Origin of the sequence: Exiguobacterium sp. s192 (assembly GCF_018618795.1) — a bacterium.
Lineage (GTDB): Bacteria > Bacillota > Bacilli > Exiguobacteriales > Exiguobacteriaceae > Exiguobacterium_A > Exiguobacterium_A undae.
In genome coordinates, this window is sequence record NZ_JACSMS010000013.1 from 1 (window position 1) to 22,899 (window position 22,899).

General features: G+C 48.5%; 21 protein-coding genes. 4 read left to right on the forward strand and 17 right to left on the reverse strand.

Features of this window, described 5'->3' with window-relative positions; translation table 11 throughout:
* On the forward strand, positions 1-1,107 hold a 1,107-nt coding region (locus KNP87_RS15040; protein ID WP_214722184.1), incomplete at its 5' end, for an IS1182 family transposase.
* A 33-nt stretch (positions 1,108-1,140) separates the two neighbouring features.
* Here the strand turns inward: KNP87_RS15040 and KNP87_RS15045 are convergent.
* From KNP87_RS15045 to KNP87_RS15055, 3 genes are read right to left on the reverse strand one after another with little or no spacing between them, the layout of a single operon-like run.
* Positions 1,141-1,578: a hypothetical protein gene (locus tag KNP87_RS15045; protein ID WP_214722185.1), complete on the reverse strand. Its 438-nt coding sequence runs from the start codon at positions 1,576-1,578 to the stop codon at positions 1,141-1,143.
* 48 nt (positions 1,579-1,626) lie between these two features.
* Positions 1,627-2,247: a hypothetical protein gene (locus KNP87_RS15050; protein WP_028105243.1), complete on the reverse strand. Its 621-nt coding sequence runs from the start codon at positions 2,245-2,247 to the stop codon at positions 1,627-1,629.
* A 12-nt stretch (positions 2,248-2,259) separates the two neighbouring features.
* On the reverse strand, positions 2,260-2,754 hold the full coding sequence (locus KNP87_RS15055) for a zinc metalloprotease (protein ID WP_214722186.1): 495 nt from the start codon (positions 2,752-2,754) through the stop codon (positions 2,260-2,262).
* A 107-nt stretch (positions 2,755-2,861) separates the two neighbouring features.
* Between KNP87_RS15055 and KNP87_RS15060 the strand changes: the two genes are divergently transcribed.
* Entirely contained in the window at positions 2,862-3,293 is a 432-nt protein-coding gene (locus KNP87_RS15060) for a hypothetical protein (protein ID WP_214722187.1), read from the forward strand.
* Positions 3,294-4,282: 989 nt separating this feature from the next.
* Here the strand turns inward: KNP87_RS15060 and KNP87_RS15065 are convergent.
* The 4 genes from KNP87_RS15065 to KNP87_RS15080 form a co-directional block, all read right to left on the reverse strand.
* Positions 4,283-4,567, reverse strand: a complete 285-nt coding sequence (locus KNP87_RS15065) for a hypothetical protein (RefSeq protein WP_214722188.1) — start codon at positions 4,565-4,567, stop codon at positions 4,283-4,285.
* Between the two features lie 52 nt (positions 4,568-4,619).
* On the reverse strand, positions 4,620-6,365 hold the full coding sequence (locus KNP87_RS15070; protein ID WP_214722224.1) for a sensor domain-containing diguanylate cyclase: 1,746 nt from the start codon (positions 6,363-6,365) through the stop codon (positions 4,620-4,622).
* Positions 6,366-6,395: 30 nt separating this feature from the next.
* Entirely contained in the window at positions 6,396-8,048 is a 1,653-nt protein-coding gene (locus KNP87_RS15075) for a sensor histidine kinase (RefSeq protein ID WP_251135644.1), read from the reverse strand.
* A 74-nt stretch (positions 8,049-8,122) separates the two neighbouring features.
* Positions 8,123-8,557, reverse strand: a complete 435-nt coding sequence (locus KNP87_RS15080) for a YaiI/YqxD family protein (protein ID WP_214722189.1) — start codon at positions 8,555-8,557, stop codon at positions 8,123-8,125.
* Positions 8,558-8,687: 130 nt separating this feature from the next.
* On the opposite strand from KNP87_RS15080, the gene KNP87_RS15085 reads away from it, so the two are divergent.
* Positions 8,688-10,436 (forward strand): ABC transporter ATP-binding protein, encoded by a 1,749-nt coding sequence (locus KNP87_RS15085; protein ID WP_214722190.1) that lies wholly within the window; start codon positions 8,688-8,690, stop codon positions 10,434-10,436.
* Positions 10,433-11,314, forward strand: coding sequence for an NAD(P)-dependent oxidoreductase (locus tag KNP87_RS15090; RefSeq protein ID WP_214722191.1), 882 nt, complete (start codon positions 10,433-10,435; stop codon positions 11,312-11,314). Before KNP87_RS15085 ends, KNP87_RS15090 begins: the two co-directional genes overlap by 4 nt.
* A 61-nt stretch (positions 11,315-11,375) precedes the next feature.
* On the opposite strand, the gene KNP87_RS15095 is transcribed toward KNP87_RS15090, so the two are convergent.
* The 10 genes from KNP87_RS15095 to acnA form a co-directional block, all read right to left on the reverse strand.
* A complete protein-coding gene (locus KNP87_RS15095; protein ID WP_214722192.1) occupies positions 11,376-12,014 on the reverse strand; it encodes a DUF975 family protein in 639 nt (212 codons plus the stop codon).
* Between the two features lie 384 nt (positions 12,015-12,398).
* The gene (locus KNP87_RS15100; RefSeq protein ID WP_214722193.1) at positions 12,399-13,064 is read right to left on the reverse strand and encodes a copper homeostasis protein CutC; all 666 of its coding nucleotides are present in this window, start codon (positions 13,062-13,064) and stop codon (positions 12,399-12,401) included.
* Between the two features lie 25 nt (positions 13,065-13,089).
* Positions 13,090-13,854, reverse strand: coding sequence for a DeoR/GlpR family DNA-binding transcription regulator (locus KNP87_RS15105; RefSeq protein ID WP_012370050.1), 765 nt, complete (start codon positions 13,852-13,854; stop codon positions 13,090-13,092).
* 225 nt (positions 13,855-14,079) lie between these two features.
* A complete protein-coding gene (gene plsY / locus KNP87_RS15110) occupies positions 14,080-14,700 on the reverse strand; it encodes a glycerol-3-phosphate 1-O-acyltransferase PlsY (protein ID WP_214722194.1) in 621 nt (206 codons plus the stop codon).
* A 17-nt stretch (positions 14,701-14,717) separates the two neighbouring features.
* Positions 14,718-15,752, reverse strand: coding sequence for a M15 family metallopeptidase (locus KNP87_RS15115; RefSeq protein WP_251135645.1), 1,035 nt, complete (start codon positions 15,750-15,752; stop codon positions 14,718-14,720).
* An 89-nt stretch (positions 15,753-15,841) separates the two neighbouring features.
* On the reverse strand, positions 15,842-16,276 hold the full coding sequence (locus KNP87_RS15120) for an acyl-CoA thioesterase (protein WP_214722195.1): 435 nt from the start codon (positions 16,274-16,276) through the stop codon (positions 15,842-15,844).
* A 12-nt stretch (positions 16,277-16,288) separates the two neighbouring features.
* Complete coding sequence (locus KNP87_RS15125) at positions 16,289-18,532, reverse strand: AAA family ATPase (protein WP_214722196.1); 2,244 nt, start codon at positions 18,530-18,532, stop codon at positions 16,289-16,291.
* A gap of 75 nt (positions 18,533-18,607) precedes the next feature.
* The gene (locus tag KNP87_RS15130) at positions 18,608-19,315 is read right to left on the reverse strand and encodes a hypothetical protein (protein WP_026833350.1); all 708 of its coding nucleotides are present in this window, start codon (positions 19,313-19,315) and stop codon (positions 18,608-18,610) included.
* A gap of 196 nt (positions 19,316-19,511) precedes the next feature.
* On the reverse strand, positions 19,512-19,976 hold the full coding sequence (locus KNP87_RS15135; RefSeq protein WP_214722197.1) for a DUF3939 domain-containing protein: 465 nt from the start codon (positions 19,974-19,976) through the stop codon (positions 19,512-19,514).
* A gap of 66 nt (positions 19,977-20,042) precedes the next feature.
* The gene (acnA, locus tag KNP87_RS15140; protein ID WP_214722198.1) at positions 20,043-22,766 is read right to left on the reverse strand and encodes an aconitate hydratase AcnA; all 2,724 of its coding nucleotides are present in this window, start codon (positions 22,764-22,766) and stop codon (positions 20,043-20,045) included.
* Positions 22,767-22,899 lie beyond the last annotated feature (133 nt).

Sequence of the window (22,899 nt, forward strand, 5' to 3'; positions counted from 1 at the left end):
GAAACCATCTTTTATCGTATCCTCTCACAAGCTGTCGATGCTGGGTTCGTGGACCCTTCGGTCCTATTCATGGATTCCACACACATCAAGGCGAACGCGAACAAACGGAAGTTCAAGAAGAAAAAGATTGTCCGTCGCGCTATCCAACAGTATAAAGAAGAACTCGACCTGGAAATCAACGAGGATCGGGTACTTCATGGAAAAAAGCCCTTCACCCCCAAGGAGAGCCGTCTTGAAACAAGGGAAATCAAGGAAAGTACGACAGATCCCGAGAGTGGTTATTACGTGAAGGGGGAACGTGAACGACTATTCGCTTATTCTTGCCATACAGCCTGTGATCGAAATGGCTTCGTACTTGGACTGATCCTCACACCTGGCAATGTACATGATAGTAAAATGCTTGAACCTCTTCTTGAGTCCGTCAGTCATCGTTTTGGTCAGCCATTCGCTGTCGTAGCTGACTCTGCCTACAAGACCGTCCAACTCGCACGTCATTTCCTTCAACGAAACATCTTACCAGTTTTTCCTTATACCCGCCCCAGAGGGGTGAAAGGAATGTTCAAAACGAAAGACTTCTATTACGACGAATACTATGACTGTTATTTGTGTCCCAAGAATCAAGTTCTTCATTATCGGACGACCAATCGAGAGGGCTATCAGGAATACGTCTCTGCCCCCACAATCTGTGCGTCGTGCTCTTTTCTTTCAAGATGCACGAAGAGCCAAGAGAATAAAAAAATGATCCTGCGTCATGTCTGGCAGGAAGCAATGGATGAGGTGGAGCATTTACGGCATACTTCCGTGAATCGTGCATTGTATCGAAAACGACAGGAGACAATCGAACGCGTCTTCGCAGATGCAAAAGATAGGCATGGCATGCGTTGCGCCCGATATCGTGGTCTGAAAAAAACAACGCTACAAGCGATGCTTACTTTTAGTGCCCTGAACCTCAAAAAATTAGCGAACTGGTCATGGGATTCCGGTGGGAATCCTTATTTTTCACATCACTTTATACGATTACATAAGACAAACTCTCATTTTAACGTTGAAATGAGGGTTTGTCTACGATCTGACACCTTCCTGCATAAGCAGGAAGGTGTCAGATGAATATTTGTAAAAGAGGGAGAAAGGGAGGGGAACTTAGTCTACCTTAACTAAAAAGGCGAATTGCCCGTCACCGTTGGACCACTTTGCTTTGATTTCATATGCGTAAGTTCCTGTTTCTTTCGGTGCAGTAACGCTATCATTAGTTAAAGTAACTTTTTCAGCATCTTGCTTATCTTTCCAACGAACAATTTCAATAGAATCCGGTTCGTTTTCAAAAGAAATATCAATTTTTTTATTAGAGGATACTACAGTTGGTTTGCTTTTTTTCGTCATATCGAGTCCATCGACATAAACTTTATCGACACATTGGTTGCGCAATAGACCATCCCAACAAAATGATCCTTGGACCGTTGGAATATCTATTCCTTGTGCATTTACTTTTGGACTTGGTGGTTCTCCACGAAAAGGATCAAACACAAAAAATAGAACAATCAATACTACTAAAATACCAATCCATTTAAATTTACCCATAAAGCATCCTCCCTTGATAAGGATAATTTAAATAAAGTTTGAGTGTTCTTATTGAGCGGCTTCTTCCTCAACAAATCCTTCTTCTAGTTCGAGTTCATCGTGTCTCTCCATGATTGGTGAAATCGTTTGATTCTCAAATGCAGTTTCATACGTATCAGCTACTGTTTGAATATCCGCACCATCTTCAAGAAGAACTTCTCCATAAGCAGGAACTGGGTTGTGCCAGTCCGTTTTTTCATCATGGATTGTTGCAAATAAATATGTTTTTCCAGGTACAAGCATTTCTTGATCTTCGTATGTTAATAATACTTTTTCGCCATTATCATCAAAAATTCCTGCATTTTGATTTACGACTTGTTCTTCGCTCAATTCACCTTTAACATTTTTGACTATTGTTACTTGAAACTGTGTACTTGGTAATGTTTCATCATGACTAATTTCTTTCTCTACTTTTGCGATGAAAACGTTCTCAGAATTTCCGACGACAGAAGTAGTTTTTGTAACATCCATTGCAAAGTCACCTGTCATAGTAACTTTCTTTAAATCTGCTTTTTGAATAGAAGAGACTTGTTTTCCTGAAGCACTCTCGTTTTGATCAACGAGGTAAAATGTTCCTAACCCTAAAATTCCAGCCAAACCAACAATAGCGGTGATTTTCTTTGCTTTCATTGTTTTTCCTCCTCAGTAATGACTGTTGTAGTCACTTTTAATGTGCGAATCTAAAGTTGTCATGCTAAATAGCCCTTGTTTCATAATTCCTGAATCGTGGTGGTTAAAGCCTAAGGCATGTCCCATTTCATGTAAGGCAGTTTTTTTCTGTTCCCCTGATGTCATATCAGTGAAGTTATACGTATTGTATTCAATAACGTCGGCACCTGACATTGGCGTATATCGACCTAATAATGAGCTAGCTACATAAATATCTCTGAACGATAAATCTTCTACTACGTCTGCATTGTCACCAGCGATATTAATTGATCCCATGTTGTCCCAAACGGTAATGGAATGGTTTCTTGCTGTAGTGTAGGCAGTTTTTCCGCGAGCAGTACCCCAGCGAATTTCTTTCCCATCTACCGCACCATCACCTGTCCAGTGCGTACCTGCACTAACGGGGATCGAAGATCCTAAAGTAATGAAAGCACTAGCTAAAAGTAATGTAGTGATTTTTTTATGCATGATATTTTCTCCTTTAATGTCATTTTATTACCTTTTTATGATATAGTATTTTTATGTAAATTACAATTGTATATACAGTTGTAATTTGGAAAAAGGGGGAATTTTTAATGGGATTGAAGAAGTTTGCGTTAGTAGCTTGTATGATTCCAGCTGTTTCTTTAGTCAGTTCGCCACAAGCATCAGCTAAAACTGTAGTTACATATGCAGCGGGATCGTGGGATAAAGTTGGCTATACTGAATCAATTTATTTACACAATCAGCAAATTGAAAGTACACAGACCATTTCTTCAGGTGGTGGTAACGTTCAAATAAGACCCTCTGGACTAAGCGGTACTAACACTTACGTTGTATGGTTATACGAATCTGATGGCGATAAAATTAATAAGCAATTGATTGGAAAAAAATATGGTCATGGAAATGATCCATTAACTTGGGATGTGTCTAACTTTGTTGATGGGACAAACGGAAAGGCCGAGATATTTGCTCATATTGGATATGGGAAGGTAGAACAAAGCGGATACTTCACTTTTTACGATTAAACAAAATAGTAATTCTTTAGAACAAAAATGTCTTTTCAAAAAGGCGTTTTAGATTGTAGACAAACCCTCATTTCTACGTAGAAATGAGGGTTTGTTGTATATATAACCATCGAAATATCCCGAATACTAGGATTCCTGTGAGAATCCCAGGACCAATTGACAAGTTTTTTGAGGTACGGGGCAATGAGAGTAAGCACCGCTTGAAGCGTTGTTTTTTTTCAGACCCGGATGGCGGGGGTCTAACGCATGCCAGGCTTTTCCTTCACGTCTGCAAAGAATCGTTCGATTGTTTCTTGACGCTTTCGATATAATACACGATTTAAGTTCGTATGCCGTAAATACTCGACTTCATCCATAACATCTTGTCAAAAATGAAGATACATCACTTTTTTGTGTTCACGACTCTTCGTGCATTGCGACAGGAACGGACAAGTCTTACAAATGTGTGAATCAGAGACATATTCTCTCTACTCGTCACGTGTCGTCGTTCGATAACGAAGAACTTGATTGTTCTCGTATAGATAACAGTCATAGTAGTCGTCATGATAAAAGTCCTTTGTCTTAAACATTCCTTTCCCCCCTCTGGGGCGTGTATAAGGGAAGACGGGCAAAATGCCTTGCTGAAGAAGATGATGAGCGATTAGAACTGTCTTATAGTAAGCGACGACAGCGAAATATTTTTCGAAATGCTGTGTGACAGCTTGAAGAGGCGAACTGCTTTTCACGCTGCCATTCACGTAGTAGCTACTTTCCTAATCCGTTGTACTCTCTTTGATTCGTGTTCTTCAGGATTCTTCTTCTTTTATTCCGTTTGTTCGCTCGAAATCGCTTCCTAGGGAAAAACAAGCAGGAGCGACCCTGCAGCGGCACGATGCTTGTCCCAGGAAAATATTCGAGGCGAATAAAAAAACGATTTTTCTCGTTTAAGAGAAAAATCGTTTTTTGTCTTAAATCTGAAACCTTCCTGCAGAAGCGGAAGGTTTTTTTAATTAACGCTCTTGATTATCGTCGTCGGATGGTGTTACATCTGATGCGTCATCGGATGCATGGGATAAATCCGGTGCTTCTTCATCCGTTGATGGATTTTCATCCGAGACATCCTCTGATTGTTGTTGTGTATCCGTTGACTCCTCTTTCGAGTCGTCATGTTTGTCTGTATCTTGTTTAGCTTTTGGTTTTTCGGTATTTGACTCATCGCGTCCTGCGATTTCATCGTTCGTCATCCGATTGCCCGAAGTAATTGGATCTGTTTCTTTGTCGTGTTGCTGTGCCATGAAAAGTCCCCCTCAATCTGTGATGTTAAGAGTATTCCCTCACGCACTCAGCTTAAACATCGAGCGTATGGCTGGTTTTTGAAAAATCGGCAATTAAGTTCGCAATCGGTTGCGGGTGATGGAGGTAATGTCCTTGAACATACAACTTTTCCCCAAGCAATGTAATCTGACGGAATTGGGAAACCGTCTCGACTTCTTGAATGACGAGTGCAATGTTCAATGCTTGCGTCAACGCATAAACAGACTGTAACATCGACTGTTCGAGCTGATTTTGCGCCAATCGCCGGGTGAAGATCGGATCCAGTTTCACCGATTGTACCGGTAAGCGGAGTAACGAATTCAGTGACGCATAGTGACTGCCAAAATGATCGACACTCAAGCGGTATCCGGCCTGACGCAACGATTCGAGTCGACCGATTGCTTGACGTCGTCCCGTCTGCAGGACTTCCTCACGGATTTCAAGGACGATCCGGTCCCGCTTGAACGGCGGCTGATTGGCAAATGCCAACAGGTCAGCGAGCATCGCGTCGGACTGGAATTGACTCGCCGACAGATTGATTGAAATCGTCACCGGGTGACCCAATTCCTGTTCCAGACGAACACTGTCCGTGATGGCTTGGCAAACCGTAAATCGTCCAATTTGACCAAAGCTGCCCATTCGTTCAGCGACCGGTATGAAATCCGCCGGACTGACGAAACCAAGGACCGGGTGATTCCAGCGTAACAACGCTTCAACCGCCACCGTATGGCCGAGCTTGGCATTGAAAATCCGCTGGTAATACAATTCAAATTGTCCCCGCGCAAGAGCCTGCCCGAGTTCTTTTTCCAAAACGTGCTCAAACGGATGTTGCTCGAGTGCACGATTTTGTGTGACGAACAACGTTCCGGCTTTTCCGTCCAGCTTGACTTGTTGCATCAAGGCTTCTGCTGCATAAACCTGCGTTTGACGATTCATATAGTCCCCGGTCAATAAGCTGACACCGGAAGACGCGGTCAAACGAATCGGTTCGTGGCTGATGCCTTCAATTGGACGTTCAATCGCCTCGATGATCCAGTTCGCATACGTGTTGCCGTGTTCCGCAAACTCTGCTTCGTCGATGGGTGCCAACACGATGAATTCGTTCCCGTCCATCCGACCGACGACATGGTCGATGATGGGTACGTATTTTAAGCGGGAGGCAATTTCCTGCAACACTTTATTGCCGACCCGGTAACCGTACGTCGCATTGATGGCATGAAAATTATCGAGATTTAAGACCATCAGGAACGTCGATTGATTCGTCACGCTGGAAATCAGCCGGTTCATATAGCGTTCATTGTAGACGTCAGTCAAGGCATCCTTGATGACGTATGTCTCGACACTGATCGATTTACTGATAATGTTGGCATAGTTTTCAACCAGCTCGATGTCTTTTGCGTCAAAATCATACGGTTTATCATCAAATGCGCATAATGTCCCAATCTTTTCGTTTTCCGCATTTTTGATGGCCACGCCTAAAAAGCTGCCGTTCCCTAGAGATTTTGTGACCGGATGGTTACTTGTATGGGGATCCGCCAACAACTCGTTGATTTGAATCTTCCCGTCCGTCTCGTCAATGACAAGCTTACACAGAACATGTTGGTAGACATGGGTCGTCCCTTCGCCAATCAGTTCTTTTTCTTGGTTGATTGCCTTAACGATGAAGTTGCTGTTCAAATCGTTTAACGCAAAAAACAACGTGTTGACGCCAATTTCTTCACTTAACTTTTTTAAAATCTCCTCAACAAGCGGATGCAGCGCTTCATACCGCATTTGCATATTATCCACGAATCACCCCTCCTTTTCGCCTCACTCTGTCACCATTTCAATCGGAAACTCCACCGTAAATGTACTGCCAATCCCTTCTTCCGACTGGACGGAAATCGTTCCGTCATGATCTTTGACGATCATTTGGCAGATCGCAAGACCGAGACCGGTACCCCCGATTTTCCGGGTATCTGAATTGTCGGCCCGGTAAAACTTATCAAAAATAAACGGTACCGATTTTTCCGGAATTCCGATTCCTTCATCTTCAACCGTCAAGCGGATCAAGTGATCCTGCACGACGCCCTTGATCTGAATCTGTCCACCGTCCGGTGAATATTTAATCGCATTCATGATCAGGTTCGTGAACAGCTGTTTCATTTTTTCCTCACTCGCCGTCAGTTCGTAACGACCCGGTTCAAAAGAAACCCGAATTCGGTGTTTACTGCTCGCCAAGTCAAACATCGGTCGCATTTCAAACACCAATTTCTTTAAGTCCATCCGCTTTTTGACGGTGCCTTGCGTCAAGTCTTCACCCTTTTGAATCTCAAGTATGTCATCAATCAACTCCGCCAACCGCACGGTCTCGGAATGAATCGTTTCCAAATATTTTTTCTGACGCGGACCATCGAGCGTCCGGCGCATCAACAGTTCCGTGAAGCCCATGATCGAGGAAAGCGGTGTCCGCAATTCGTGCGACACGATGGAAACAAACTCGGACTGTTTTAAATCAAGCTCTTTTTCCTTCGTCACGTCGCGCAGGACCAGCATCATCCCCCACTCGACGTTGGCAATCGCAATCCGTTCTGCGTAAGCGCTGAGCAGTAAGTTTCCCCGAAACGCCGATAATTCAATCGTTTCACCCGGAATTTCTCCGTTCATCAACTGACCGATGTAATCGTGCAGAGCATCGGCTTGATCGATATGTTCAAACAATGAGGTCGCCCGTTCGTAGGCATGGCGGAACCCTTGCGCCTGATTGACCAGTTTCGGCGGGAACATGTTCAGCAACGCCTGATTGGCATAAATCTGTTCGCCGCTGCTCTCAATATAGAGCACCGCTTCGCGGATCGAATCAAGTAATTGATACGTTTTGATTTTTTCGTGCTCCATCTGATGGAACAACAAATGGCGTTCAAGCGTCATACCCAGCTTTCGTGACAGGTCCAGGATATCCCCGACCTGTTCCAGATTAAACTGCTCAAACGGATGTTTAAGATAGATGATCCCGACGACACCCCCGTTGCTTGGAGATTGGACGGGAATGGCTGATTCATACATCTCTTCCGCTGCTGGAAGCTGGACGGATTTACGCATGACAAAAGCACGACGCAGCACCGAATATTGATCCAAATCTTTTTCAATTAATTCAATGTCTTCGACCCCTTGCGTCACGAGATGGCTCAGCTGCTCACGTCGATACAACAGGATGGCGCCAGCTTCCAGATCCACGAGGTGAAGCAGTTTGACAAGCAATGTCTCACACGCCGACTCGACATTTTGGGTCGCTAACGCCTCCATGATCTCGTTTCGATGCTTTAATTTGTGCTCCACTTCAACGAGATCCTGTGTCAATTGACCAATTCTCAGTTGATCCGTCGTCACCGGTGCTTTCACCTCACTCAATGGGAAAGGACCTGTTTTTAAACGATACGGTCTGACTTTTTTTTCGGGACGGTAACGCATGACTTTTTTCAATGAGTTGCCTCCTTCCGATTCCTGAATTCATGTCTAAAATTATAGCATGTACGACGATAGCTGAAACAGAAAATTCAATCCGTCGTTTTGGTCAACAGACGACGGAAGGACTGCTCAAAAGACATGTCCTCCTGGCGTGTTCGTTTCTTCGGTCCCTTCGTTCGACCACCGGCCCGGCGAATTTCCTGTCCGACATGCCGGGTATGTAAAAGAAAATCAATATTCTCGTTCGTGAAAATCCGTCCATTCTGATCAATCGCCTGTCCTTTACGTGCCAGCGCCAGTGCGGCGAGACCATAATCCTGGGTCACGACGATATCCCCCGGCGCCATCCGATTGACGATGGCAAAATCAACCGCATCATGACCCTGACCGATTGTGATGGTCGTCGCGCCGGCACGGTTGAATTGATGTGCCGTGTCACAAACTAAAAAAACCTCATATCCTCGGCTGAGCCGAATCGTCAAATCCACGACCGGACAGCCGTCGGCATCAATCCATATTTTCATATCACGTCACTCCTTACTTCCGTTCACTTCTTTTAGTGTCCGTGACGAAAGGAATGACTGTCAAGTGAATCGTTCGAAGTTGACCATACTCCCCATAAAACAGACAATAGACAGGAAAGGATGTGCCGAAGTGAAGCCTGCTACATTTAAATCATTTTTATCGTTACTAAAGAAAAGCGAACCACCGATCGGACTGCTGTCGGCTGCCGTGACGGTGTCAATCATTCAGGCACTCGCTGCCCTGATGATCCCTTGGTTCTTGAAGTCTTTGATTGACAACTTCTCCGTCGATCGCCTGACACCCGGGTTGATCACCTTGTTCATCGTGATCTTCGTCGTCCAAATGATCAGCAACGCGTTCTCCATCTATTGGTTGCACATTGCGGGGCAACGGATCGTCGCGAATCTCCGGACGATGTTATGGAAACACCTGCTAGCTTTACCCATTCCATTTTACGACGAAACGAAATCCGGTGAACTCGTCTCGCGTCTCAATAATGATGCGACGACGTTACAACAGTTATTATCGGAGCAACTCGTTCGTCTGTTGACATCGATCGTCTCGATCGTCGGTGCCGTCACGATTTTATTTTTCCTCGACTGGCAGATGACGCTCGTGATGGTGATTGCCGTGCCGATTACGTTATTGATCATCATCCCGCTCGTTCGGAAGCTTCACCAGATTGCCCGTGAGACGCAAAAAGAACTGGCCGGATTATCCGGATTTTTTGCAGAAATGCTGGGTGAAGTCCGCCTGATCAAATCGCAGGCGACGGAAGAGTATGAGATGGACCGGGGACAGACCCGGATTGAAAATCTATTTGGTTTTGGTGTCAAAGAAGGGAAAGTCCAAGCCATCTTGCTGCCGGTCTTCAATGTCGCCTTGACCTCGATGCTGATCATCATCATCAGCTTTGGTGCCTACCGCGTCTCGACGAATCAGATTACAGCCGGTGAGCTCGTCGCCTTCTCGTTATACCTGTTCCAAATCATGACTCCGCTCGTGACGATGACCGAATTCGTCTCAAAACTGCAAAAAGCACGCGGGGCGACGGAGCGGATCTCCGAATTACTCGAAGAACAGCCGGAAACCGACGGCACACGTCAGGTTGAGCGCCCGTTCGCAGCAGTTCATTTTAATCACCTGTCGTTCGGTTATGATGATACGACACTGTTGCACGACGTCACCTTCTCCTTGCCACGTGGTCAAACGACGGCAATCGTCGGACCAAGCGGCTCCGGGAAATCGACATTGTTCGCCCTGCTCGAACGCTTTTATCAACCGACAGCCGGTCAGATCGAACTCGGTCCACATGCCATCAACGAGTTTGAACTGGCGAGCTGGCGGAATTCAATCGGTTACGTCGCTCAGGATTCGCCGGTCTTGTCCGGGACGATCCGCGACAACCTGTTATATGGCTTAACGGGTGACGTCACTGAGCAACAAATCCGGGAAGCGGCCGAGATGGCCAATGCCGACGAATTCATCCGTTCGTTCGCAAACGGATACGAAACCGAGATCGGCGAACGGGGCGTTAAACTGTCCGGCGGTCAGCGGCAACGGATTGCCATCGCCCGCGCCCTTCTGCGTGATCCGGAGCTGTTATTGCTCGACGAAGCGACCTCAAGTCTTGACTCCGAGTCGGAACGTGTCGTTCAAGAAGCGCTCGAACGGCTGATGGAAGGTCGGACGACGTTCGTCATCGCCCACCGTCTTGCCACCGTCCGCCATGCCGATCAAATCGTCGTCCTCGAACAAGGACGTGTTTCCGGCATCGGGACACATGATGCCCTCGTCGCGTCGAATGTTTTGTATAATAAACTCGTAACGCAACAATTCATCGGTCAAACCGAAACGACCAGGGGGAGTAACAGATGACAAAAACAATTGGTTTCATCGGACTGGGTGTCATGGGTCAAGGCATGGTCCGCAACTTATTAAAAGCCGGTTTTTCCGTCAAAGGCTATAATCGGACAAAAGAAAAAGGGCTGCCGCTCGAACAGGACGGCGCCGTCATCGTCGATACGATTCAGGAAGCCGTGACGGATGTCGACGTCGTCATCTCGATCGTCGGATATCCGCAGGACGTGGAAGAGATTTATTTAGCGGAAGACGGCATTTTAGCTTCGGCAAACCCGGGGACGATCGTCATTGACATGACGACATCAAGTCCCGCACTCGCGATCCGGATTGCGGAGCAAGCTGCTCAAAAAGGACTTCACACCCTCGACGCACCGGTCACAGGTGGGGATCTCGGTGCAAAAAACGGGACACTCGCGATTCTCGTCGGCGGTGAAGAAGCAGCCTTCGATACGGTCAAACCACTGTTCGAGGCGATGGGCAAATCAATCGCCCGCTTTGGTGGTCCGGGACAAGGTCAGTCGGCTAAACTCGCTAATCAGATCGCGATTGCCGGATCGATGATTGGAACAGCAGAAATGCTGCTGTTCGTCACGAAATCCGGCATCGATCCGACACAGTTCGTCGAGACGATAAAAAGCGGCTCGGCCGGCAGCTGGTCGCTCGAGAATTTGATTCCTCGTGTCATTGCGGAAAACTATTCTCCCGGCTTCTTCGTCAAACATTTCATCAAGGATATGCGTTTGGCACTCGAACGTGCGGATGAGATGGGCATTTCGACACCGGGTCTTGCCCTCGTCAAAGACTTGTATGAGGAACTGGCAGCTTCCGGCCATGCCGAATCGGGAACACAAGCCCTCTACTTGCTGTTAAAAGAAAAAACACCGTCACGTTAAGCGACGACATGACAAAACGAGTCTGACCTACCCGATGAAGGGGGGATCAGACTCGTTTTTTTTACGCGGAACGTGTCGCTGTCTGTTGTTCTTTTTTTAACTGCTCGTAAAAATGTGCCATCGTCGTATCGAAATACGGTGTCAGCAGGACAACTCCGACGGTACTGAGTAAGGCGAGGATACCCCAGATGATGAAGCTGAAGTACAGCTTCACGAGACGCCACTTATGACCATGCATCATCCGTCGGCTTTCCCCGAGTACTTGGAAAAACGACAGATCCGGTCGGTCGATCAACAAAAACGGAACCAGTCGATACATCAGGTAAAAATAGATCGCCGGTACGATCAAAAAAGAACCCAAGTAGACGAGCAACGTGACAACCGTATAGGCAGCCGTTACCTTCAAATAAAAGCGGATCGATGAAAATCCTTCGAATAATGTGCCGATTCCTGCCGTCTCACCACGGACGAGACGTAAATAGGAAATCGTCCGTCCAACCGTAACCGGTGCGAGGACGATCGTCACGACGATGTTCAAGGCGACGAAGCGGAGCATGCTGTCGAGATTGTCTTGGTCAAACGACATCCGACTGGCAGCCAGCGCAAAGATTAAGAAGTAAACGATCGAAATACTGAGCGCTGTCAGCCACTTTCCTTTCAGCGTCGCGAGTGCAGCTTGTTTGTACTGTAGATTTGTCATGATGAACTCCTTTACCTTTCAACTTTCCTGTTATAGTTTACCGTAGTCTGTCTTGAAAAAATAGCAATCCCTGTCTTGATTCCTTTAAGATGTGTCGATTTTTGGACAGCCGTGACAATTGGATTCCTTTCTCTTCTTTAAAGAGCGATGCAACTGAAACCACTTTTTCTTCACTCGCTTTCCTCAGGCGAGACACAAGCCAGTTTCCCTGCCCTCAGGGTCAGGAAATCGGGTCTTGTTTGTCTCTGACAGCGCAAAAAATCGCGCTTTTTCCTGTAGGAGTCTCGTGAATTCGTGGTTTCTTCAAAACAAAAAAGAAGAACAGATTCAAATCTGCTCCTCTTTTCTCCTAAGGTTGACTGTCACGCCAACTGATAGATTTGATTAACGTACAAGCAGCTGTTTCAGCGCCGCGACTTTATCAGCATCAACTTGACCGTCAACGAGGACGGCTGATCCGACGTGCAATTCGGTCGCCTGGGTTGCTTTAAGTAATTCTTCCGCCCGCTCGACCGTGATGCCGGAACCCGGCAAGACGATCAAGTCGGGATTTTGCTCAATCAACTGGGCGATGACGGCTTGACCTTCAAGTGCCGTCGCGTGTCCGCCTGACGTTAAGATCCGGTCGACCTCGGGAAAATCGGCCAATACTTCAGCTGCTTCCAAGATGTCACGACTGCTGTCGATTGCCCGGTGGAACGTCAGCGACAAATCGCCCTTATGTTTGATGATTCGTCCAAGGAATCCTTCGTCAACACGTCCGTCTGCCGTCAATGAACCGACGACGATTCCGGCTGCTCCGAGTTCCCGGATCAAATCAATGTCCGTGATGATCGTTTCCTGATCGGCTTTCGAATAGACAAACGATTTACTGTGCGGTCGCACGAGGACGTGGACCGGAATCTCGACCGAAGACAAGACCTGCCGGATCAATCCGTAACTCGGCGTCAATCCGCCTTCTGATAAGGCCGAGACGAGTTCAAGCCGGTCGGCTCCCGCCTGCTCGGCGGCTGTTGCTTCTTCTACTGTTGCTGCAATGATTTCTAACATGATACATCCCTCCCGCCCTAGTGTATCATGAGACGACGGTCCAATTCACCCGTTCATTAAACAGCTTCATCTCCCAAGACGGCGGATAGGTCGAGGGACTGAGAACGATTTTAGCGCGGCGGAATTCCGCGACCTTATATTTCCGGTTGCCCTCGAATTCGTCACACGCTAAAAAGGCATAGACATCCTTCGTCCGACCGATGATGGCTTTTTGAATCAACGACGACTCGATGTCATCGCTGACGAATCCCCGCTCGATCTCGGCTCCGTCGAACGTCAAAAAAGACGCGTCAAATGCGTAGGCGTCAAGCGCTTGCAAGACTTCGACCCCAACCGTCTGTCCATATGAATCGACGGTTCCGCCGAGTAATCGTATCTCGCCGTGGAACGGTCCCGTTTCCCGGCACTGTTCGAGATGACTGGCAATCGACAGCGAGTTCGTGACAATCGTTGCGCTGCCGCTCAAGTACGGTAACAGATGTTCGACCGGCTCCCCTTTGCCTAAAAAGATACAGGAGTAGTCCGCCAGCCAACCTTTCGCATAACGCGCCAGCCGACGGGACAATTGATCGGTCCGTCTTGAAATCGGCGATTCTTGTTTGCCGCCTTGGTAGATTGCGCCCCCATAAACCCGCTTCAGTTGTCGTTCCCGCTCGAGTTCCTCGAGATAACGCCGGACAGTCTCCCCGGAGACATCCAGACGGTCAATCAAATCCTTCGTCATGACTTTTCCTTCTTCTTCGAGCCATTGCATGATTTGTGATTTTCGTTCCTCTCCTAATAACGACACATGAACTACTCCCTTCACAGACAAGTACTACTTCTAGTGTAGCGAACGTCTGTAAAGGTCTTGTAAATCCGGTGTAAAAAAACGTGTAATTCCTATGAAATGTTGTTGAATTCGTTTATTTTTCAGAAAGAGGGTCTACACGCTGAGTCGTTTGCCTGGTTTACGACAAAAAACCGGTCCATCCCCCCGCTTCCTGACAGGAAGAAGGACATGAACCGGTCCGCATCAATCGATTTCTTTTTTGTCTTTCGCAAACATGTTGATCTTTGATTCTGTCCCCTGACGGATTCGGCTGATGTTATCACGGTGCTTGAAGATGACGAACAGGGCAAGAATCGTAAAGAATGTCGGTACGATCCAGTCCTGCTCGATGATGCCGATCGTAATCGAAACAACGATGCCGATGCTTGCCGCAACGATTGAGCTGAGTGAGACCATTCGGCTGAGTCGTAACGTCGTCAAAAACGAGACGAGCAAAAAGAGGAACAAAATCGGGCTCGTCACGAGTAACATGCCGCCTGACGTCGCAACCGCCTTGCCGCCCTTGAACTTGGCGAAGACCGGATAGATGTGTCCGATGACGGCCGCTAGCCCGGCAAACAGCGGATGCAACTCTGAAGCGAGTAAGATTGGCACGAGGCTGGCTACTGCTCCTTTACCGAGATCACCGATCAAGACAATGATCCCTGCTTTTTTCCCCAACACACGAAACGTATTCGTCGTGCCCAGATTTCCACTGCCGTGTTGGCGAATGTCAATCCCATGCCCCCACTTCCCGACAAGTAAGGCAAACGGAATCGATCCGAGCAAATAGCCTAAAATTAAAATCCCGATGATTTCAATCATGGTCAACCTCCAACGTATTAGTGACCGACCTTCATATATTCTTCGAGAGTCTGTCCATTATTTTTAATTTGTGTGGCTGGACCGACACCAACATAACGGATGTGCCATGGTTCGTACGTGTATCCAGTCCGTGACTGGAATCCACGGTCATACCGGACGATGAATCCATACTTCGCTGCGTTGTTTGCAATCCATTTTCCTTCTTTTGTATCACCAAGTGCTGCTGTCAATCCGTTGCCGACACTTGGAGCCGAGATGTCAAACACAAGTCCGGTCTGGTGTTCACTGTGACCTGGACGGGCCGAGTACTGATCGGCTGCTTCTTTTCCGTCTCGTGCGACATAGTTGTTGTACAGAACCGTTTGACGTGCGCCCGAGCGGAAACCGCTGACTGCATTCAATGTGATATTGGCTGCTTTCGCGTCTGCGAACATTTTTTCCATTTGTTTCGCTGCCGGTGCCCGCATGTAACTTTGTTCAAGCACACCGGAATAAGAGAAGCTGACGTCAGGTACAACTAAATCCGACGGCTTGTAGTCGATTGGTAAGCTGTACTTTTTGTTGACGACGACTAACTCGCCGAGGGAAAGATCGGCTTTCGTATCCGATTTATCGACGTCCGGTGTCTCCGACTCCGGTTTTGATGGTTTAGACGGTTCCGGATCCTGTGCAGAGTCGGTTTTCCCGTCGTCTTTCTTCTCTTCTACTGTCTCATCGGTTTTGTCTTCCGTTGTTGATTCATCCGCTTTGTCTTCAGCGGCTTTTTCCTCAGCTGCTTTTTCTTCCGCAGCTTTCTTGTCAGCGGCTGCCTGTTCTTCTGCTTTTTTCTCAGCTTCTGCTTGTGCCTCGGCTTCTTTTTTCGCTTCGGCTGCTTCTTTTTCTTTTGCTACTTCGGCATCACTTTTTTCATTATCTTGTGCGACCTTTTCGTCTGCGTTTTGATTCGCCTGTTCTTCTGTTTTTGTGTCTTTTTCCGCTTCCTGATCCCCAGGATTACAACCTGCAAGGAGGAGCGCCAATGTACTGACTGCTACGATTTTTTTCATTTTCATTTCCCCACTTCCTTGGTGCTATTCTATGTTACCTCTAATCGACCGATTAGAAAAGCCCTCACGCAAGAAATCCTGCTGAGGGCTGAGGGTTAATTCGAGATGAGTACGGCGTCATCGGCAAGCATCTGTTCATAGATGGCATGCCAGTTTGGAAAGACTTTCGGCAGACGGATCGGCCGGAAGTTTTCTTTTTTGACGACGACGTGTGTCGTCTTGGCCGACACGGCCAGTTGACCGTCGGCATTCTTCACTTCGTATCCGTAAATTGTCCGCAAGCCGTCATAATGGTCGATCCAGACAGAGACGTGTGCTACGTCGCCATATGTCAACGACCGTTTGTAGTCGAGGTTGACGTTCGTGACGGGTGAGACATATCCCTCTTCTTCCATTTCCTTATAGTCGAGTCCGATCGACTTGATCATTTCCGTCCGTGCAATCTCAAGATACACGAGATAGTTGGAATGATAGACGATCCCCATCATATCGGTTTCGGCGTAACGAACTGGTATTTCAATCGTGTGCATGTGGCTTCCCCCTTAAAAATCCTCTTTTTCAAGATAGGACCATTCTGAACCGCTTAAGCTAAGTTTGTCAATTAATCGGACGGATTGTTTGGCAATCGCCCGTTCGACGATCGTAATTGCCGCGCGGGCATTTCCGTTCGGTACCGTCTCAATCATTTGCTCGAGCGCCTGTTTCGCATCATCCGTCAACTGATACCCATACTGCGCAGCGTAGTTGATGATGATTTCGATCAGCTCGTCTTTCGCGTAATTCGGGAAGTGGAACTCGCGCTTAAATCGGGACTTCAGTCCGGGATTGCTGGCGAGTAACGCCTGCATCGGCTGCTCGTAACCGGCGAGGACGACGACCAGATTATCGGCATGTTTCGTCATCTCGTCGACGAGCGTATCGATCGCTTCCTTGCCGAAGTCGTTCGCTCCACCGTTCAGCGCATAAGCTTCATCGATGAACAAGACACCGCCCAGCGCGTCACGGATCACGTCCCGCGTCTGTTTCGCCGTTTGACCGACATAACCCGAAACGAGATCAGCGCGACTGACAACTTTCAGATGTCCGCGCTTCAAGTAACCGCACTGTTGCAAGACGTCTGCATAAAGCGCCGCAACCGTCGTTTTTCCGGTTCCGCTATTTCCGCTGAAGACGGCATGGAGTTCGACCGGCAAGACTTTAAAGCCCGCCTCCTGCCGGCGTTTTTGCATCGACAACAAGGCTTGGATCTGTTTGATTTCTGCTTTAAGCGGCTGAAGTCCGACGAGTTGGTTCAGTCGTTCTTCGACCGTACTGTCGTCTGAGACGACAAGTTCAAAATCGCTTTGTTCAAGCAGGGCAAAATCCTCGTGACTGGCACTCTCTCCGAGGCTCGCGCCCTTTTTAAAGATTGCGTCGAGGACGATGTTTCGGACCGCCCGTCCGTTTCCGAAACTGGCATCCACGCGTTCCCGTTCGAGCCGGGACAGCAACGCCCGTTCTGCCTGCTCCGTCAGGACATAATCATTCGCAGTCGCAATCGAGCGTCCGATTTCAAGTAACTCCGTATCGGTATAGTCCGCCAGCAGATAATGGTTCGATTCCGGGAACCGGCTTCGCAAGCCGGGATTGGCCTTTAAGAAGTCCCGCATCTCTTCCGGATAACCAGCGAGGACAACGGCGAACCGTCCTGCATATTCACCGCTCGTCATTGCGGCAACAAGCGTATCGATGGCTGCCTGTCCATAATCGTTGCCGCTCTGACCGGCCCGTTTTAAGGCATACGCTTCATCGATGAACAAGACCCCGCCGACGGCTTCGCGGACTTTACTCATGACCTGTTCTTCCGTCTGTCCGACAAACGCTCCGACGAGCGACGACCGGTCCGTCTCAACGACTTCCGGACGCTCGAGCAGTCCAAGCTCGTGGTAAATCTTCGCCATCAACCGGGCGAGTGTCGTCTTCCCGGTTCCGGGATTCCCCATGAAGATCATGTGGAGCGAAGGTTGATCACTCGAACGGTAGCCGTCCGACGTCCGTTTTTGTTGGTACTTCAAAAAACGGTACATCTGATGGACCCGCAGTTTGATATCATCCAGTCCGATCATCGCGTCGAGTTCTTCAAGCGCCGACCGTTCGACCTGTTTGATCTCTGCCGGCAACAAGGACACGACACGGCGTAGGTCTTGGATTGCCGTCGCCTTCAGCTCTGTCATCTCCCGGAAGGCATCGCGGGAATAAAACCGTTCCTGTAAGCTGTCGAGAAACTCCGTCGCAATTTGTTCAAGCGTCGCGCTCGACAACAGCAAGGCTTTCCCGGCTTCAAACAGTTCCGACCACCGTGCAGCATCCATCCGGCGCAACCGTTCCGTTTGTTCGACGACCTGCTCCGTTTCATGCAGGATTTGTCCCGCCTGTTGGATCAATTCCTTTGTCGCCGAGCGTTTGGCATTGGCATTGTCCGTTTCCCGAATCGTCGGGAATGTATTGGCGACCAGCAATTGATAACTGCTTTGCAACTGTTGCTCAATCAACAACTGTTCCAGTCGTTCCGGCAGCCGGTCGTGTTGACGGATTTCCTGCATCCAACTCTCGGCCAACGCATCAATCCGTCCGGTCATGATATACCGGTGCTCGACAAGCAAGGCTAAAATCCGGACGAGTGCCCCGGTTTCCTGCAACAGACGGCTGCTTTGCGCGTAGCGTAAGGCCAGGACTTCCTCGACTTTCGCGCCGCCTTCCCACGCCTCGATTTGTTTGAACATCTCCTCTTTTGAGAACGTCTCCATCTTTGTTAATCCCTCCTACTTCTCGAAAAAAACCGACTTTGACCGTCACGATGTGACGCTCCAGTCGGTTTCTCATCATTTAGCTTTTAACCAGTTCGGGTCGAATGTATCCAGTGTCTCGAGTTTCTGCATCTTGACGGAATAAAACAGCTTTCCATTGTTGCGCGACTCGGCTCCGAGTACTTTTGACCGGTCGGACGCGACATAGTACGTCGCTTCCTCGGCATTATCGTCCTTATCGAAGAAAGATGGATACTGCTTGATCCATTCTTTCGGCACCGTGCTTGACGGCTCTTTTTTGACGAAGACGTCGGCCGCATTTCCGGCGATGTCCGCTTCCCCTTCGACTTGACCAAAGTCACCGTCTTCGATGAACTTGAGGATCTGTTCGTTGAATCCGCGTGACAAGAACGGACGCGGTGCGCTGACGCTCTTCGATGCTTCCGTTTCGTTCAACAACTTACCGTCCGCATTGTATTCCCGGAACATCTTCCCGTCCCAGATCGCCATCGTTCCCTTTGATGGACCATCGATGACTTCTGTCCGGAAACGTCCTTTATCATCAAAAACAACTTCATACGTCCGTGTTTCGAGTGCATCTTCCGTCGTCGACAATTTCTTTTCAACATACTGGATGCGTGACATCGTATAAAACGGTTTGACCGGTTCGGCTTTATCTTCATTAGCGGTCTGTGTCTTATTCAAAAGGTAAAAATTATAGGCAAGGAGTATCGCCATTGCCACGATTGCGACTGCAATCCATGTGCTCGTTCGTTTCGTCATGCCATGTACACCATCCTAAATTTGTCTCGTTTCATGTTAATGGTATCGGTTTTAGGCTTAGAATACAAAGGGTTTGTCCAAGATTCACGCATTTCTGAGGAAATACGTCAGACTTTTGAACAATTACTTGGTTTTTTCAAAAGCTGGCTATCTGCATACAAAAACCGAACTACTGATGAACGGCAGTCCGGTAAGCTTAATCTGTTTTCGGTTCGAGTGAGACAATCATCGATTCATCGACAAGGTAATACGTGTGATGGGGCAGCTCGCGTAAATAACCTTGTTCAAACAATTTGGCACAATCGACTTGAAACGTCTTCGAGTACGGTTTGAGGGGTAACTTGCGCTCTTTGTCAAAATACCGGTCGACGGCGACCTGGACATGATCCATCTCGTGAACTGTCGCGCGGTCCTTTGCTTCCATGATTGCAAACGTCTCGCGTGACATATAGAAGACTTGCGTCGAACGGACACCCAGGTGCGGTGCCAGTCGCGCCATATCAATCCGTTGTTCCTGATCAAGTAAAATCGTCCGGTTCGTTCCTTTCGGCAACGCTAATTCAAAATCGTGTGTCGCCCGTTTGACTTCATCGAGCGTGACATCGCGAACGGGCAACGGCGGTTCTTCTTTTGCTTGAAACCATTTCTTAAAGCGGTTCACGGTCTCGCCCCTTTCTGCATCAAAAAAGGTGGGGTTGCCCCCACCTCAAACGTTAATGTAAACGGTTTAGTTTTGCAAGCGTTCGCGAAGAACCATCGGTAGGATTCCACCGTGACGGTAGTAATCGATATCGACTTCTGAATCGAAACGAGCAATTGCTTCGAACTTCGTGACTTTTCCGTCATTCGCTGTCGCTGTGACTTCGACGACGTCACGTGGACGAACTGACTCGTCGATCGCGATGCTGATTGCTTCTTCGCCTGTTAAGCCAAGCGATTCAGCAGACGTGCCGGCCGCGTATTGGAGTGGCAAGACACCCATCATGACGAGGTTCGAACGGTGAATCCGCTCAAAGCTCTCGGCGATGACGGCTTTGACACCAAGAAGGTTTGTACCTTTCGCTGCCCAGTCACGTGATGAACCCATTCCGTAATCTTTACCAGCGAGGATGACAAGACCTGTGCCATCTTCCTTGTACTTCATTGCAGCATCGTACATCGCCATCGTTTCGCCTGTTGGCCAGTACGTTGTGAAGCCGCCTTCTGTACCTGGAGCGACTTGGTTACGGATCCGGATGTTCGCGAATGTTCCGCGCATCATGATCTCATGGTTACCACGGCGTGAACCGTATGAGTTGAAGTCTTTTGGTGCAACCCCTTTGTTGACGAGGTATTGTCCGGCTGGTGTCGTTTTCGAGAACGAACCGGCTGGTGAGATGTGGTCCGTCGTGACGGAATCCGCAAATTTACCGAACACACGGAGGTTGTTCAACGCTTCGACGTGACCGGCTTCTTTCGCCAAGTTCTCGAAGAACGGCGGGTTTTGGATGTATGTCGACGCTTCGTCGAAGTCATACTGATCGCCTGTCGGCACATCAAGGTTGTTCCAACGTTCGTTTCCTGTGAAGACTGAATCGTACTCCGCACGGAAGCTTTCCGGTGTGACGACTGTATTGATGATCGTTTGGATCTCATCACGTGACGGCCAGATGTCCGCGAAGAAGACTTCTTGTCCGTCTTTGCCTGTTCCGAGGGACGCGTTCATGATGTCAACGTCAACCGTTCCGGCAATCGCATACGCGACGACGAGTGGTGGTGATGCCAAGTAGTTGGCTTTCACGAGCGGGTGAACCCGTCCTTCGAAGTTACGGTTTCCTGAGAGGACAGACGAGACGAGCAGGTCTGATCCGAGGATCGCGTTTTCGACGGCAAGGTCAAGTGGACCCGAGTTTCCGATACATGTCGTACAACCGTAACCAACTGTGTTGAAGCCGAGTTGATCGAGGTACGGTTGAAGTCCTGATTTCTCAAGGTAATCCGTAACGACTTTTGATCCCGGTGCAAGTGATGTCTTAACGTATTTCGGAACCGTCAATCCAAGATCGATTGCTTTTTTCGCAACGAGTCCGGCACCGATCATGACGTATGGGTTCGATGTGTTCGTACAGCTCGTGATTGCTGCGATCGCGAGGTCTCCCGTACGCATTTCAACCGCTTCGTCCTTAAATTGAACGACAGCGACTTTGCTTGCTTCTTCTTCAGCAAGACCAAAACCGGCGTTTCCTTGTGGTGCTGTCAACGCTTTTTGGAACGACGTGTGCACGTCCGTCAAATCGATCCGGTCTTGTGGACGTTTTGGTCCAGCAAGGGCAGGAACGATTGTCGACAGATCAAGTTCAACCGTCTTCGTGAACGTTGGATCTTCGTTTTGCGGCGTGTAGAACAAGCCGTTTGCTTTTGAGTAGTTTTCGACTTTTTCGATCAACGCTTCTTCGCGTCCTGTCAGACGGAGGTACGTCAACGTTTCCGTATCGACCGGGAAGAACCCGCATGTCGCACCGTATTCAGGCGCCATGTTGGCGATTGTCGCGCGGTCAGACAGTGACATCAGGTGAAGGGATGGTCCGAAGAACTCGACGAATTTCCCGACAACGTTTTCTTGACGCAGCATTTCCGTGACACGGAGGGCAACGTCCGTTGCTGTTGTTCCAGGATGCATTTCGCCCGTGATGCGGACACCGATGACTTCAGGAACCGGGAAGAATGACGGTTGTCCGAGCATGCCGGCTTCCGCTTCGATTCCACCGACACCCCAACCAAGGACACCGAGTCCGTTGATCATCGTCGTGTGGGAATCCGTTCCGACGAGTGTATCCGGATAGACGTCAACTGAACCGTCAGCCGTTTCCTTTTCAAGGACGACCGATGCCAAGTACTCAAGGTTGACTTGGTGGACGATTCCTGTTGCCGGCGGGACAGCACGGTAGTTGTCGAATGCTGTTGTCGCCCAGCGTAACAGTTTGTAACGTTCTTCGTTGCGTTCGAACTCAAGATCCATGTTTTCAGCGAGTGCGCCGGCAAATCCGTAAGCATCAACTTGAACCGAGTGGTCAACGACGAGATCAACCGGAACTTCCGGGTTGATGACCGATGGGTCTCCACCGAGGTCTTGCATCGCTTTACGGAGTGACGCGAGATCGACGACTGTCGGAACACCCGTGAAATCTTGTAAGATGACGCGTGACGGCTTGAACGGCACATCGATATCATTCGACACTTGGGCAGTTCCCCATTTCGCCAAGTTTTCGACATGTTCTTGTGTGATCGAACGACCGTCTTGTTGACGAAGGACGGATTCAAGCAGCACACGGATGGAATATGGAAGGCGTTTGACTTCCGTCAGACCGAGTTCTTCCAGTTTTTCAAGGCTGTAATAGTTATAATTTTTACCGTTTGCTTCAAACGAACGGCGTGCACCAAACACGTCTTGCGTTGGTTGCGTTTGCTTCATGCTGATTCCCCCTTTAAGTGTTGACGACATCAAGCCCCTGATACCGCTTACTTGTACAGCTCTATCATAGTATAATATGAGCCTCGTTACAATTTGAAAGAACAAAAGACCTTCGATAAGTTTTACTTATCGG